We start from the raw sequence: 14,254 nt of genomic DNA on the forward strand, positions 1-14,254 counted from the left end.
CGGAAGGTATTCCGGATCCCGAACTCAAAAGGGTCGCCTCCTCGTGGCGGTGCCTTACAGATGCGCCAGCTTCTCCAGCACGGGGGCGGCGGCACGGAGTTTCGCCCACTCGTCGTCGTCGAGGCCCTCGACCAGGCCGGCCAGGAACGCGTTGCGCTTGCGGCGGCTCTCCTGGAGCATCGCCTCGGCCTGCTCGGTCCTGGTGACGACCTTCTGGCGCCGGTCCTCGGGGTGCGGCTCGAGCCGGACCAGTCCCTTGGCCTCGAGCAGCGCGACGATGCGGGTCATCGACGGCGGCTGGACGTGCTCCTTGCGCGCCAGTTCGCCCGGCGTGGCACTCCCGCAGTTGGAGAGGGTGCCGAGCACCGACATCTCCGTGGGGCTCAGCGACTCGTCGACCCGCTGGTGCTTGAGCCGACGGGACAGCCGCATCACGGCGGAGCGGAGGGAGTTCACGGCGGCAACATCGTCGCCATGGGTGAGGTCCGACATGTCTTTAGCGTAACTCATTACTCTGACTAAAGACCAACCGGAGGCACCCGGATGCCCGTGACGCGCACCACTGAACCTTTTGGTCACCCGTACGAGTGAGACGGTTCCGGAAAGCGACCCGCAGGGTGGCCGGATGTGGCGACCCTCGTACGCATGGGGACCAGTGTGCTCAGCCTGCGGATAGACGGGGAGCTGCTCGATAGGCTCCGGCACCACGCGGCGAAAAGAGGAATGAGCGTGCAGGACTATGTGGTCCGCACGCTCATTCGTGACGACTTCGACGAGCGGTTCCAGACCGCCGTCGAGGAGACGGAGAAGTTCTACGGGGTCACGTGACCCCGCGCCTTACGGCTCTCCGGGCCGGTCAGGTCAGGCCGAGGGCCGGCATCAGGTAGTAGAAGCCGAAGACCGCCGCGACGACGTACATCGCCACCGGGATCTCCCGCCCGCGGCCGGCCACGAGGCGCATCGCCACGAAGGTGAGGAAGCCCATGCCGATGCCGTTCGTGATCGAGTACGTGAACGGCATCATCACCATCGTGACGAAGGCCGGGATGGCGATGGTGAAGTCCGACCAGTCGATCTCCTTGACCGAACCGGCCAGGATCAGGAAGCCGACCGCGATCAGCGCGGGGGTGGCGGCCTGGGACGGGACCATGGTGGCGACCGGCGTGAGGAACAGCGCGACGGCGAACAGGAGGCCGGTGACGACGTTCGCGAGGCCCGTACGGGCACCCTCGCCGACGCCCGCCGTGGACTCCACGAAGCAGGTGTTCGCCGAGGAGGAGCTGACACCGCCGGCCGCGACGGCGATGCCGTCGACAAGGAGGACCTTGTTGATGCCGGGCATCTGTCCCTGGGCGTCGGTCAGCTTCGCCTCGTCGCTGACGCCCATGATCGTGCCCATGGCGTCGAAGAACGTGGACAGCAGGACGGTGAAGACGAACAGGATGCCGGTCAGGACGCCGACCTTGCCGAAGCCGCCGAACAGGCTGACCTTGCCGATCAGGCCGAAGTCCGGGGTGGCGACCGGGTTGCCGGGCCACTTCGGGGTGGTCAGGCCCCAGGAGGGCACCTTGGCGACCGCGTTGATGATCACCGCGAGGACGGTCATCGACACGATGGAGATCAGGATCGCGCCGGAGACCTTGCGCACGATCAGCGCCAGCGTCAGCAGGACGCCGAGGACGAAGACCAGGACCGGCCAGCCGTTGAGGTGACCGTCGCTGCCGAGCTGGAGCGGGACCGTGGTGTGGGCGGCGTCCGGGATGCGGGTGATGAAGCCGGAGTCCACCAGGCCGATCAGCATGATGAACAGGCCGATGCCGATGGCGATGGCCTTGCGCAGGCCGTAGGGCACGGCGTTCATCACGCGCTCACGCAGGCCGGTCGCCACCAGCAGCATCACGACGATGCCGGCGAGGACCACCATGCCCATCGCGTCCGGCCAGGACATGCGCGGCGCGAGCTGGAGGGCGACGACCGTGTTCACGCCGAGGCCCGCGGCCAGGGCGATCGGGACGTTGCCGATCACGCCCATGAGCAGGGTCGTGAAGGCCGCGGTGATCGCGGTGGCCGTGACCAGCTGCCCGTAGTCGAGGTGGTGCCCGTACATGTCATGGGCACTACTGAGGATGATCGGGTTCAACACGATGATGTACGCCATCGCGAAGAACGTCGCGAAGCCACCTCGGACCTCCCGGGCGACAGTGCTGCCGCGCTCGGTGATCCTGAAGTAGCGGTCCAGGGCGCCGAACGACGGCGTACCGCCCGGCTGTTCGGGGGCGGGGACCTTGGCGGGTGCCGAGGTGGACATGCGTGACCTCATCGCCGGCAGGGTTCCCCCGAGCCCGGTCGGCGTCTCTCTTGGAGTTTCATACGAGCGGAAGTGGACACAGACAAACGGTTTCAGTATGAACGTATGAAGGCCAGATCGCTATCTCCGCGCGTAGATTTCTGCGCGAAACCGGTTCCCATCACCCTCCCGGCCCACCTCCGCGCCACCTCGTGGCCCATCTCCTGGCCCACACCCGCCCCAGCCCCTTGGCCGCCCCCGCCCCGCCTCCGTCCGCTTCCCATGCCGCCGCGACGGCCTCGTAAGCTGTCCCCCATGACGAAGTGGACCCCCAAGCACGAAGCGCCGGAGCCCCTGGAGGGCCCCGTGGTCGCCACCATCACCGGCGGCACGATCGTGTGGTTCGTCCTCTTCCTGGTCCAGCTGCCCTTCTACGGCTGGTTCGCCGACCACGACCGCCTGTGGTGGGTGTGGACCTGTCTGGCCGGGGGCGGGCTTGGCCTGATCGGCATCTGGTACGTCCGCAAGCGGGACGCCGCGATCAAGCGGGCGGCGGCCCAGGGGGAGCAGGGCGAGCCCGTCCGGGCGGAGTGACCCGACCCCCGGGGGGCTGACCGGCCCGTGCCGGACCCCTGGACGGGCGGCGGATTCCGTGTTGTCATGCCCTCTGCTGGCCCCATGACAACGTTGTTCTGGATCACCGGAACCGCCCGACCACAGAGGTCTATATGACATGGACACGCCATGCTGCCCTGTGTCTGGCCGGAACGCTGGCGGCGACCGCGCTGCTCGCCGCCCCCGCCACCGCACAGGCCGGCCCGCCCACCGCCACGCACCTGACCGATCTCGTCAACCCGTTCGTCGGCACCCAGAACGAGGGCAACACCTACCCCGGCGCCGCCGTGCCCTTCGGCATGGTGCAGCTCTCCCCCGACACCGGCCACAGCACCGGCTACGACTACGCCCAGGACCACATCCGCGGCTTCTCGCTGGTCCACCTCTCCGGCGTGGGCTGTGGCCTCGGCGGCGACCTGCCGGTGCTCCCGACCACCGGGGACGTCACCACCACCGACTACGCGCGCTACGCCGCCGGCTTCCGTCACGACGACGAGAGCGCGAGCCCCGGCTACTACCGCGTCGGCCTGGACACCGGCATCGAGGCCGAGCTGACCGCGACCGCCCGCACCGGCGTGCAGCGCTACACCTTCCCGGCCACCGGCAAGGCCAACGTCCTGCTGAACGCAGGCCAGTCGCTGCACACCAAGGTCGCCACGAAGGTCGAGATCCTCGACGACCACACCGTGCGCACCGCCCTGACCGGCCGCGGCTTCTGCCAGGACACCGAGCCGTACACCCTCTACACCGTCACCCGCTTCGACCGCCCCTTCACCGCGTACGGCACCTGGAACGGCTCCACCGTCAGCGACGGCGCGAAGTCGGGCTCCGACGGGGCCTACGTCCGCTTCGACACGACGAAGGACCGCACCGTCGAGGCGACCACCGCCCTGAGCTACGTCGACGCGCGCGGCGCGGCCGGCAACCTGCGCGCCGAGGGCGGACGGTCGTTCGACGCGGTGCGCCGCGCGGCCGGGCGGGCCTGGGAGGACCGGCTGGACGACGTCCGGGTGCGCGGCGGCGGCGACGGCCTGCGCCGCACCTTCTACTCCTCGCTGTACCGGTCGTTCCTCGCGCCCAACGTCGGCAGCGACGCCGACGGCCGCTACACCGGCTGGGACCAGCGGATCCACCGCGCCAAGGGCTTCACCTACTACCAGAACTGGTCCCTGTGGGACACCTACCGCACCCAGTCCCAGCTGCTGTCGCTGCTCGCCCCGCGCGAGGCACGGGACATGGCGATCTCCGTCATCAGGATCGACGAGGAGAGCGGCTGGCTGCCCAAGTGGGGCTACGGCACGGTCGAGACGAACATCATGACCGGCGACCCGGTCACCCCGTTCCTGACCAACGCCTACCAACAGGGCCTGCTGGGGGGCTACGAGGAGCGGGCGTACCGGGCCCTGCGGAAGAACGCCGACGGGGTGCCGTCCGCGGACTCCCCGGCCGTGGGCCGCGAGGCGAACCGGGAGTACCTCGCCGGCGGCTTCGCGCCCTACGTCAAGGGCCGCCCGCACGCGAAGCCCGGTGACTCGGACTACGACCACGGGGCGTCCGCCACGCTGGAGTACGCGCTCTCCGACGCGATGCTCGCCCGGATGGCCCAGGACCTCGGGCACCGCGCCGACGCGGTCCGTTACGCCGCCCGCGCGCAGAACTACCGCCGCGTCTTCGACCCCTCGACCGGCTTCTTCCGCGCCCGCGACGCCTCCGGCGCCTTCACCGGACCGGCCGACCCGGCGCAGAGCGAGGGCTTCCACGAGGGCACGTCCTGGCAGTACCAGTGGCTGGTCCCGCAGGACATCCCCGGCATGGTGGACCTGATCGGCGGCCAGGGAGCCGCGAACGCACGCCTCGACTCCTTCTTCGCCTACGACCGGCTGATCGCGGACCCGGCGAAGACCGCGCGCGAGGTGTGGGTCAACGGGCCGTACGACTACTACAACGCCGACAAGTACAACCCGCAGAACGAACCCGACCTGATCGCCCCCTACACCTATCTCTCCACCGGGCAGCCGTGGAAGACGACGGACGTCGTGCACGCCGCGCTGACCCTGTTCACCGACGCCCCGACCGGGATGACCGGCAACGACGACCTCGGCACCATGTCCGCCTGGATGGTGCTGTCCTCGATCGGCGTGTTCCCGGTACAGCCCGGCTACGCCACCTGGGGCCTGTCCACCCCGGTCTTCGACCGGGTCGACCTGACCCTGGACCGCCGCTACTCCCCGCACGGCCGGCTGACCATCACCGCGCCCGGCACCTCCGGCACCGACCGCTACATCCAGGCGGCCCGCGTCGACGGGACGCCGTACGGGCGGACGTACCTGACCACCAGTGCGCTGCGCGCGCACCGCTCGCTGGCCTTCACCGTGGGCCCGCGGCCCACGGACTGGGGCACGTCACCGCAGGCGGCACCGCCCGCGCTGCGCTGACGAGAAGCGCTCAGGGGCGCCCCCGACGCGCACTCGGGGGCGCCCCTCGTCCTGCCCCGGTTTCCCGCCACTCGGCAGGTGAAGCCGCCCGTCCCCACGTACCGTCGAATGCATGACCCATATCGACGCGGGGTCCGAACTGGACCCCGTGCACCCGGTCGCGCTGCCAGGGGGGACCGCCCCGGGGCTGAGCAGCGCGCAGGTCGCCGAGCGCGTCGCACGAGGGCAGGTCAACGACGTGCCGGTGCGCAGCAGCCGCTCGCTGGGCGAGATCGTCCGCGCCAACGTGTTCACCCGGTTCAACGCGATCATCGGCGTGCTGTGGCTGGTCATGCTGTTCGTCGCACCGATCCAGGACAGCCTCTTCGGCTTCGTCATCCTCGCCAACACCGGCATCGGCATCGTGCAGGAGTGGCGCGCCAAGCAGACCCTGGACTCGCTCGCCGTCATCGGGGAGGCCCGTCCCACCGTCCGCCGGGACGGCAGATCGACCGAGGTCGCCACGGACCGGATCGTCCTGGACGACCTGGTGGAGATCGGCCCCGGCGACAAGATCGTCGTCGACGGGGTGTGCGCCGAGGCGGACGGGCTGGAGATCGACGAGTCCCTGCTCACCGGCGAGGCCGACCCGGTCGTCAAACGCCCCGGCGACCCGGTGATGTCCGGCAGTTTCGTGGTCGCGGGCGGCGGCGCGTTCAAGGTGACCAAGGTGGGCCGCGAGGCGTACGCCGCCCAGCTCGCCGAGGAGGCCTCCCGCTTCACCCTGGTCCACTCCGAGCTGCGCTCCGGCATCTCCACGATTCTCAAGTACGTGACCTGGATGATGGTCCCGGCCGCCGTCGGCCTGGTCGTCACACAGCTGGTGGTGAAGAACAACGACCTGAAGGACGCCGTCGCCCGCACGGTCGGCGGGATCATCCCGATGGTCCCCGAGGGACTGGTGCTGCTCACCTCCGTCGCCTTCGCCATCGGCGTCATCCGGCTGGGCCGCAAACAGTGCCTGGTGCAGGAGCTGCCCGCCATCGAGGGCCTCGCCCGCGTCGACACCGTCTGCCTGGACAAGACCGGCACGCTCACCGAGGGCGGCATGGACGTCACCGGCCTCAGGACGCTGGACGGGGCCGACGAGGGGTACGTCCGCAGGGTGCTCGGCGCCCTCGGCGAGTCCGACCCGCGCCCCAACGCCTCCCTCCAGGCGATCATCGACGCCTACCCCGACAGCGACGACTGGCGCTGTGTGGAGTCGCTGCCGTTCTCCTCCGCCCGCAAGTACAGCGGCGCCACCTTCAGCGAGGGCGACGGCGAGACCAGCAGCTGGCTGCTCGGCGCCCCCGACGTCCTGCTCGCCCCCGACGACCCCGCCCTGGCCGAGACCGGGCGCCTGAACGAACAGGGCCTCAGGGTCCTGCTGCTGGCCCGCGCCACCCGGGATCTGGAGGCCCCCGAGCCGGCCCGGGGCGCCCGCCCCACCGCCCTGGTCGTCCTCGAACAGCGGCTGCGCCCCGACGCCGCCGACACCCTGCGCTACTTCGCCGACCAGGACGTCCAGGCCAAGGTCATCTCCGGCGACAACGCGGTGTCGGTCGGCGCGGTCGCGGCCAAACTGGGCCTGAAGGGTGCCGCGGTGGACGCGCGGCGGCTGCCCGATAACCGGCCGGAGATGGCCCGGGCGCTGGAGGAGGCGACCGTGTTCGGGCGGGTCACCCCGCAGCAGAAGCGGGACATGGTCGGCGCGCTGCAGTCCGACGGGCGCACGGTGGCGATGACCGGCGACGGCGTGAACGACGTCCTGGCCCTGAAGGACGCCGACATCGGCGTCTCGATGGGCTCGGGTTCGGAGGCGACCCGGGCGGTGGCGCAGATCGTGCTGCTGAACAACAGCTTCGCCACGCTGCCCTCGGTCGTCGGCGAGGGTCGCCGGGTCATCGGCAACATCACACGGGTGGCGACGCTGTTCCTGGTGAAGACCGTCTACTCGGTGCTGCTGGCCGTGCTGGTGGTGTGCTGGCAGGTGGAGTACCCGTTCCTGCCCCGGCACCTGACCCTGCTGTCCACGCTCACCATCGGCATACCGGCCTTCTTCCTGGCCCTCGCCCCCAACAAGGAGCGCGCCCGGCCCCACTTCGTGCGGCGGGTCATGCGGTACGCGATACCCGGCGGTGTGCTGGCCGGTGCGGCGACGTTCGCGACGTATCTGCTCGCCCGGCACCACTACACGGGCCCGGGGGCGCTGGACGCCGAGACCAGCGCGGCCACCCTGACGCTGTTCCTGATCTCCATGTGGGTCCTGGTGATCATCGCCCGGCCCTACACCTGGTGGCGAGTGGTCCTGGTGGCCGCGATGGGGGTGGCGTTCCTGTGCGTCCTCGTCGTACCGGCCCTGCAGCGCTTCTTCGCGCTGAAGCTGGTGGGCGTCACGATGCCGTGGACGGCGGTGGGACTGGCGGTGGTGGCGGCGGCCGCCCTGGAACTCCTGTGGAGATGGGTCGGCCGCCGCTTCCCGGTGTGAGACGCCGTGCGGCGTCACCGCCGTCGACACGCGAGGAAAAACGGGACCGGTCCCGGAAGCCGGCTGCTTCCGGGACCGGTCCACGGGTGCTGCGGGTACTGCGGGTACTGCGGGTACTGCGGGTACTGCGGGTGATTCAGAACCGCTTACTTCACGTCGACGAAGTCACCCGCAGCGGCGATCGCCGGGGTGGTCGTGGTGCCCGCGAAGTTGTAGCGGAAGTAGCCGTCGACCGAGGCCTTGACCGTGGTCTTCAGGTTGCCCCTGGAGTCCGTCTTGACGGTCTTGACGAGGGTGTACTTCTTGGAGTTCTTCTTGCGGAACTCCAGCTGCACCGACTGGCCGGTGTAGCCGTGGTACTTGTTGTCGTCCCAGTTGGCGCGGGTCAGGGCACCGGTGACCGTGATGGTCGCGCCCTTCTTCACCGGCTCCGGGGCGGCGTTGACCGTCAGGCGCGAGACGCGCTGGACGAGGGTGGTGCCGAGGGAACCCTGCTCGGCGAGACCGACCTTGGTGATGTCACCGTTGTCGGTGTCCAGCTGACCGTTGTACGCGATGGCGATCGCGGCGCCCTTCCAGGTGCCGGCGTCCGAGCTGGCCAGCTCGCCGTCGCCCGGGTAGGCGTCGATCTTGCCCGTGCAGGTCTCGGCCGTGGCCGAGACCACCTTGCAGGTGGCCGGCTCGTCACCGATCAGCCAGTTGTCCTGGTCGGTGAAGGAGCCGCGGTAGATGTACGGGCCGCTGAGGAAGTCGTCGGCCGTGACGTCGACGTCCGCGCCGTGGTTCAGCGTGTACGTGACCGTCGTGGAGACGTGGTTGGTGGTGCCGATCTTGACCGCCTTGGCGATCTTGAAGTTCGAGAAGGTGACATCCAGCTGGTACGGCTGCGGCTCGGCGGCCGCGGAGCTGCTGAACGCGCTCTTGCCGGCCGCGTGGTGAGCGGCCTCGAGCACCTTGGCGACGTCGGCCTTGTAGGAGGAGCCCGAGTCCGCGGCCAGAGCCGACGGAGCCACGAAGGCGGAGAGAGCCATGGCGCCGGTGACGGCGGCCACAGTGGCACGAATGCGCATGCGTTCCCCTGTTGTGAAACATGGTGGACACGAGGCCCAAGTGATCGTCGAGTCCGTTGACTCGGGTGATCAGACCCGTGCTGATACTGAATGGTTGTACGAACGGTTCCGCGATTTTCCGGCCGAGTCGCGCCGGACCTACTTCACCTCGACGAGGTCACCCGCGGCGTTGACCGCCGGGGTGGTCGAGGTGCCCGCGAAGACGAAGCGGTAGTAGCCGCTGCCCGTGGCCGTGGTCGTCGTCTTCAGGTTGCCCTTGGAGTCCGTCTTGACGGTCTTCAGCGTGGTGTAGCTGTTGGAGTTCTTCTTGCGGAACTGGAGCTTCACCGACTGGGCTCCGTAGCCGGAGTACTTGGCGGCGTCCCAGTTGGCGCGGGTCAGCGCGCCCGTGACGGTGAGGGTCTTGCCCTTCTTGACCGGCTCCGGCGCGGCGTTGGCCGTCAGCTTGGACAGGCGCTGGACCTGGAAGGTCTTGGCGTTGTCCCGCTGGACGAAGTTGCCGTCCTTGCCCTGGCCGATCGCCCAGACCTTCCAGGAGCCGGCCACGGCGTTGATGAGGCTCTCACGCGTCTGGACCGTGTACGTGGCCGTGCAGTTGGCCGTGGTGGCAGAGGCCTTGGTGCACTTCGACCGGCCGTCGGAGGTGTTCGCGACGGCACCGCTGTCGGAGTGCTCGATGTCCGTGCCGTGGTACAGGATCGCCTGGGCCAGGCTGACGCCGGAGTTGTCCGTCACCGTGAAGGAGACACTGAAGGTCTTGCTGCCGGTGGCGCCGACGACGACGGCCTTGCCGCCGTTGACGACGACGTTGGAGATCTTCGTGTCCCCGTGGACCTCGTCCGCGTGGGCGGTCGTGGCGGCGAAGGCCGTCAGGGCCAGCGCACCGGTGACGGCGGCTCCGACAACTCGCATGTGCATGTGTTCCCCTACGTGCAAAGTGACCAGGGAGTCATCCGACTCCAACTGCTCAGACAGTCGACGCAGGGGAACAGTTGCACGGAAGGTGAGGATTCCGTGAACGAGTTTTCGAGGGTCAGTCGAACCAGCGGTCCCGGGCCAGTTCCTCCGTGCGTGACGGGTCCTCCAGCAGGGCGGCCACCTCGAAGCGGCGCGGCCACTGTCCGGCCGCCCAGGCCAGGCCGGCGGCGACGCCTTCCAGGGTGGCCGCGTGCAGGACACCGTCGTCGGTCAGCCGCCAGTCGATCCCGGTGCCGTCCACCACCAGTTCCTCGTGTTCGACGTAGGTACCGAGGGTGCGCGGGCCGAGGAGCACCCGGACCGGCTCCGGCACGTCGTGCTCGGCGCCCTCCGAGGTGACCTCCCCGGTGACGGACTCGCTCAGCCGGCGCACCTGGAACAGTTCGGCCAGCTCGGCGGCCCGGGACGGGCGGACGGGCAGCAGCGGGACACCGGAGGTGAACGGCAGCAGGTCGGGCGAGTCGACGACCACGGCGTCGGCGGCGTCCACCACCGCGGCGCTTCCGTCCAGCACGGCCCGCACGTCCTCCGGCAGGGTCACCTGCTCCGGGTCCAGCTCGGCCAGCGCGCCGTAAAGGCCGTGCAGCTGGGGCGCGGAGACGGTCCGGTCCGGGTCGGCGAGGCGGTCCAGCAGCTCGGCCGCGCCACCGGGCTCGTCCAGCAGAGCGGCCACCGAGGTCCGCACGCCGAGCGCGCGCAGCACCTGCTCGTCCTCGAAACCGGTGGCGTCGGCCTCGTCGTACAGGCCGCGCAGCAGCGGGTCGCCGCCGGCCGCGAGCAGGCCCGCCGGGCGGCGGCCGTCGAGGACCGGGTGCCCGCGCAACCACCAGGCGGTGTACGGCCGTACGACCTCGTGGGTGCCGTCGGGCAGCAGGACGCGCACCGGCTGGGTGAGGGCGTCGCGCAGCGGCGGCTGAGCGAGCAGGGCGAGGGCCTCGGGCCAGTGGTCGTCGTCCACCAGGTCCAGGTCGCGCACGGCGACCAGCTCGGTGGCCACCGGGGGCACGGGGCTGTCCGGGAAGCGGTCGAGGATGTCCTCGCACCACACGTCCACCGCGTCGAGCAGTCCGGCGTCGTCCGGTTCGGCGAAGTCACCTTCCCGGGGCTCCAGTTCGTCCGGGTCGAGGACGACGTCGGTGGCGCGGACGAGCGCGAAGTTCGCGAGCACCCCGCAGGCGGTCAGCGGCTGCTCACCCCACCTGTCCACCAACTCCGCTTCCACGGAGGCCAGTTCCCCCTCGCGGATCACCCGGGCGAAGTCGCTTCCAGGGAAGACCAGTTCACCGGCCGGGGCGAGTTCGCCGTCCTCGTCGTGGAGCGCGAGCGCGCCGAGCCAGGGCTCGTCGCCCGGCTCCAGGCCCGCGTCGCGGACGAGCGCGAGGACGGTGTCGGCCAGTTCCTCGGCGTCCGGAGCGTCCTCCTCCCACATCGCCCCGCCCTCGTCGTCGAGCGAGGCGGCCACGGCGGCCCGCACCTGCGGGGTGGTCAGCACCGCGCGCGGGCTCGCGGGCAGCGCGCCCAGCTTCTCCAGCAGCGGGTGCACGGCGTCCTCGTGGGCGACCTTGAGCCCCAGCCGGGCCAGGACGTCGAGGTCGAGGGCGGCGGCGTCCGCGGCGGGCAGCAGCACCTGGCGGGGCCCGATGGTGGTCCGGCCTCCCCCGGCGAGCGGCACCGGCAGCCCCGAGAGGCGGTCGGGGTCGACCCCGGCGAGGCTGTCGTACAGCCGCCACCACCACTCCGGGTCCTTCTCCAGACCGGCGAGCCGGTCGATGGCGTCGGCGAGCGGGATCCGGGCGACCCCGAGGGTGCGCAGCTCGGAGCGGCGTTCGAGCCCGGCGGGGAGCAGGGTGGGCAGCACCTCGGCGAGCACGCGCACGGTGTCGGCGCCCGCGCCCTCCACCACTTCGGCGTCGCGCGGCCGCAGCGCCTCCGGCAGCCCGTCGTCGCCCTCGTCGCCCTCGGTGCCTTCGCCGCTCTTGGCGCCCTTGGCGTCGAGGGCAGGCGGCAGGAACGCGGTCCTGGGCAGCCGTTCGAGGATGGCCTGGCGCAGCGCGCCGTCCAGCTCGCTCTTGCCGAGCGGTCCGGGCACGAGGTCCACGGCGCCCTCGGTCACCGGGCGCCAGTCGGCGAGCAGTTCGGCGTAGGCGTCCGCCGCGCGCAGCACCAGGAAGTCGGTCAGCGGACCGGGGGCCGCGTGCCGCCGGGAGGTGTCCAGCGGGAAGGACGCGATGAGCAGGGCGGGCACGCCGAGGGGCTCGTCGCTGGGGGTGGGGGCGTGCACGACGGGGCTGGTACGGGGGCGGACCGGCCGCCCGTCCTCGTCGGCCGGTACGGCCCAGGTCACCGACCAGTGCGGGCGCAGCCGTTCCTCCACCGGGCGGTCGGCGAGCAGCTCCGGGGTGAGCGGTCCGTGCGCGGCGACGGTACGCCAGCGGGTCGTCCCGTCGCGCGAGTCCTCGACCACGGTGACGGCGCCCTCGGTACGGCGGCGCAGGATGCGCGGGGCGCCGTCGCCGACCTCCACGATCACTTCCTCCAGCCCCGGCAGGGCGAGGAGCAGCGCGTCGTCGACGGCTTCCAGGAGACGCTCGGCGAGGTCGGCCGCGGCCGCGTCCCGCAGCGGCAGGATGACGGCGGTGTCGTACGGCTCCGGGGCCGAGCCCTCGGCAGCGAAGGGCAGCCGCAGCAGCGGGACGTGTCCGTCGCGGCGCCGGACCTCGTCACCGAGGCCGGGGCTGTGCCGGGCGATGTCGGCGGCCAGCTCGCGCGCCTCGGCGAGGGACCAGCGCACGCCCCCGTGCCGGCCGACGAGCGCGGGCTCGTCCGTGACGGAGAGGACGGCCGCGAAGCCGACGCCGAACCGGCCCACCGTGGCGTGCTCGTCGTACCGCTCGCGCTTGGCGGAGGCGCGGAGCGTGGACAGCGACTCGACACCGGCCGCGTCCAGCGGGGCGCCCGTGTTCGCGGCCACCAGGACGCCGTCGCGGAGGGTGAGCCGCAGCCGCCCCGGCGTCTTCGCGCGCGCGGCGGCGTCGGCGGCGTTCTGCGCCAGCTCCACCACGAGCCGGTCCCGGTAGCCACCGAGGACCAGGTCCTCCTCCGCGTTGGCGTCCTCACGGAACCGGGCGGGGCTGGTGGCCCAGGCGTCGAGGACGCCGCGCCGCAGTCGGGCGGTGCCGAAGGGGTCGGCGCCCTCGGCCGCCGGCCGCACGTACTTGCTCACGTTCACTCTCCTCATCGGCTGAGGACGAAGGTACCGCCCCGTGAGCGTGCGGCCGCGCGGGTCAGCGCTGGGCGGCGTACGAGACGAAGACGGCCCAGGTCTCCGGCGTGACGGCGAGTCGGGGGCCCTGTAGGTGCTTGGAGTCCCGGATGTGGATGGTGGCGGGGGTGGGGGCGATCTCTATGCAGGAGTCGCCTTCACTGCTGCTGCTGTAGCTGCTCTTGAACCACGCCAGATCGGAAGTGCGGATCACGTTGCCCCCAGCAGTTGCTCGATGAAGGACGCCGACTCACGGGGTGTCAGCGCCTGAGCGCGGATGATGCCATACCGCAGTTCCAGGATACGGAGATGCCTCGGCTCGTCGACCGGACGGCCGCCTGCCACCACCGGCGACCGCCCCACCGCCGAGCCGTCGGCGAACTTCAGCACCTCGATTCCCCCGGCCACTCCGGCGTGCTCATCGCGGTCCATCGGCATCACCTGGAGCTCCACGTTCCGCAACCCCGCCGTCTCCAGCAGGCTTTCGAGTTGCCGGCGCAGCACCGGCCGTCCCCCGAGCGGACGTCGTAACGTCCACTCCTCCAGGACGAAGCTGATCTCGGGAGCGGGGTCCCGCTCGAAGACCGCCTTGCGCGCCGCTCGCGCGGCGACGAACCGCTCGACCTCGTCGCTGCTGTAGGCGGGCCGCCGCATCCGCAGCAACGCCCGCGCGTACTCCGGCGTCTGCAACAACCCATGGATGTTCAAGGGGTCGTACAGCTGAAGCTCGACCGCCGTCGCCTCCAGCTTGGCCAGATCCCGCACCTTCTTCGGGTACCGGACCTTGGCCACGTCCTCCTTCATCGCGGCGAGCAGCCCGCCCGCCGCCAGCACCTCGTCCGCGTTGTCCAGGTACTCGGGACGAGGAATCCGCTTCCCGGCCTCGATCTTGTAGACCATGTCCTCGCCGTAGCCGACGGACCTGCCGAAGTCGGCGGCGCGGATGCCCAGCGCCTCACGCCTCAGTCTCAGTTGCCGTCCGACGGTCGCGACCACGGCCACGCCCCAGTCGTCGCTCGGATCGACCTCCCAGCCCGGCTCGTCCTCCTCGGTCCTGAGCCGGACCGTTCCCGATTCCACCGACATGTGCCCCTCCGC

General features: G+C 70.9%; 11 protein-coding genes. 4 read left to right on the forward strand and 7 right to left on the reverse strand.

What is annotated here, in order from left to right; genetic code table 11:
* Positions 1–54: 54 nt before the first annotated feature.
* The gene (locus tag OIB37_RS17075; RefSeq protein ID WP_330458463.1) at positions 55–492 is read right to left on the reverse strand and encodes a MarR family winged helix-turn-helix transcriptional regulator; all 438 of its coding nucleotides are present in this window, start codon (positions 490–492) and stop codon (positions 55–57) included.
* A 153-nt stretch (positions 493–645) separates the two neighbouring features.
* Between OIB37_RS17075 and OIB37_RS17080 the strand changes: the two genes are divergently transcribed.
* Complete coding sequence (locus OIB37_RS17080; RefSeq protein ID WP_054235178.1) at positions 646–828, forward strand: hypothetical protein; 183 nt, start codon at positions 646–648, stop codon at positions 826–828.
* Between the two features lie 28 nt (positions 829–856).
* Here the strand turns inward: OIB37_RS17080 and OIB37_RS17085 are convergent, their stop codons facing one another.
* Entirely contained in the window at positions 857–2,308 is a 1,452-nt protein-coding gene (locus OIB37_RS17085) for an NCS2 family permease (RefSeq protein ID WP_330458464.1), read from the reverse strand.
* A 294-nt stretch (positions 2,309–2,602) separates the two neighbouring features.
* Here OIB37_RS17085 and OIB37_RS17090 point away from each other — a divergent pair, with 294 nt between their 5' ends.
* The 3 genes from OIB37_RS17090 (at position 2,603) to OIB37_RS17100 (ending at position 7,846) form a co-directional block, all read left to right on the forward strand.
* The gene (locus OIB37_RS17090) at positions 2,603–2,881 is read left to right on the forward strand and encodes a DUF2530 domain-containing protein (protein WP_330458465.1); all 279 of its coding nucleotides are present in this window, start codon (positions 2,603–2,605) and stop codon (positions 2,879–2,881) included.
* Between the two features lie 134 nt (positions 2,882–3,015).
* Positions 3,016–5,337: a GH92 family glycosyl hydrolase gene (locus OIB37_RS17095; protein ID WP_330458466.1), complete on the forward strand. Its 2,322-nt coding sequence runs from the start codon at positions 3,016–3,018 to the stop codon at positions 5,335–5,337.
* A 112-nt stretch (positions 5,338–5,449) separates the two neighbouring features.
* Positions 5,450–7,846, forward strand: a complete 2,397-nt coding sequence (locus OIB37_RS17100; RefSeq protein WP_330458467.1) for an HAD-IC family P-type ATPase — start codon at positions 5,450–5,452, stop codon at positions 7,844–7,846.
* A 146-nt stretch (positions 7,847–7,992) separates the two neighbouring features.
* On the opposite strand, the gene OIB37_RS17105 is transcribed toward OIB37_RS17100, so the two are convergent.
* The 5 genes from OIB37_RS17105 to OIB37_RS17125 all read right to left on the reverse strand — a co-directional run bounded on the left by OIB37_RS17105 (position 7,993) and on the right by OIB37_RS17125 (position 14,242).
* Positions 7,993–8,916, reverse strand: coding sequence for a hypothetical protein (locus OIB37_RS17105; protein WP_330458468.1), 924 nt, complete (start codon positions 8,914–8,916; stop codon positions 7,993–7,995).
* A 138-nt stretch (positions 8,917–9,054) separates the two neighbouring features.
* Positions 9,055–9,834, reverse strand: a complete 780-nt coding sequence (locus OIB37_RS17110) for a DUF5707 domain-containing protein (protein ID WP_330458469.1) — start codon at positions 9,832–9,834, stop codon at positions 9,055–9,057.
* Between the two features lie 115 nt (positions 9,835–9,949).
* Positions 9,950–13,117, reverse strand: coding sequence for a sacsin N-terminal ATP-binding-like domain-containing protein (locus OIB37_RS17115; RefSeq protein ID WP_330458470.1), 3,168 nt, complete (start codon positions 13,115–13,117; stop codon positions 9,950–9,952).
* Between the two features lie 61 nt (positions 13,118–13,178).
* Positions 13,179–13,370, reverse strand: coding sequence for a DUF397 domain-containing protein (locus OIB37_RS17120; RefSeq protein ID WP_330458471.1), 192 nt, complete (start codon positions 13,368–13,370; stop codon positions 13,179–13,181).
* Entirely contained in the window at positions 13,367–14,242 is an 876-nt protein-coding gene (locus OIB37_RS17125) for a helix-turn-helix domain-containing protein (protein ID WP_330458472.1), read from the reverse strand. Before OIB37_RS17125 ends, OIB37_RS17120 begins: the two co-directional genes overlap by 4 nt.
* Positions 14,243–14,254 lie beyond the last annotated feature (12 nt).

Origin of the sequence: Streptomyces sp. NBC_00820 (genome assembly GCF_036347055.1) — a bacterium.
Taxonomy (GTDB): Bacteria; Actinomycetota; Actinomycetes; order Streptomycetales; family Streptomycetaceae; genus Streptomyces.

Coding starts and splice junctions, on each gene's coding strand:
- OIB37_RS17075 (WP_330458463.1), bottom strand. CDS start 492: ATGTCGGACCTCACCCATGGCGACGATGTTGCCGCCGTGAACTCCCTC.
- OIB37_RS17095 (WP_330458466.1), top strand. CDS start 3,016: ATGACATGGACACGCCATGCTGCCCTGTGTCTGGCCGGAACGCTGGCG.
- OIB37_RS17110 (WP_330458469.1), bottom strand. CDS start 9,834: ATGCACATGCGAGTTGTCGGAGCCGCCGTCACCGGTGCGCTGGCCCTG.
- OIB37_RS17125 (WP_330458472.1), bottom strand. CDS start 14,242: ATGTCGGTGGAATCGGGAACGGTCCGGCTCAGGACCGAGGAGGACGAG.
- OIB37_RS17090 (WP_330458465.1), top strand. CDS start 2,603: ATGACGAAGTGGACCCCCAAGCACGAAGCGCCGGAGCCCCTGGAGGGC.
- OIB37_RS17100 (WP_330458467.1), top strand. CDS start 5,450: ATGACCCATATCGACGCGGGGTCCGAACTGGACCCCGTGCACCCGGTC.
- OIB37_RS17080 (WP_054235178.1), top strand. CDS start 646: ATGGGGACCAGTGTGCTCAGCCTGCGGATAGACGGGGAGCTGCTCGAT.
- OIB37_RS17085 (WP_330458464.1), bottom strand. CDS start 2,308: ATGTCCACCTCGGCACCCGCCAAGGTCCCCGCCCCCGAACAGCCGGGC.
- OIB37_RS17105 (WP_330458468.1), bottom strand. CDS start 8,916: ATGCGCATTCGTGCCACTGTGGCCGCCGTCACCGGCGCCATGGCTCTC.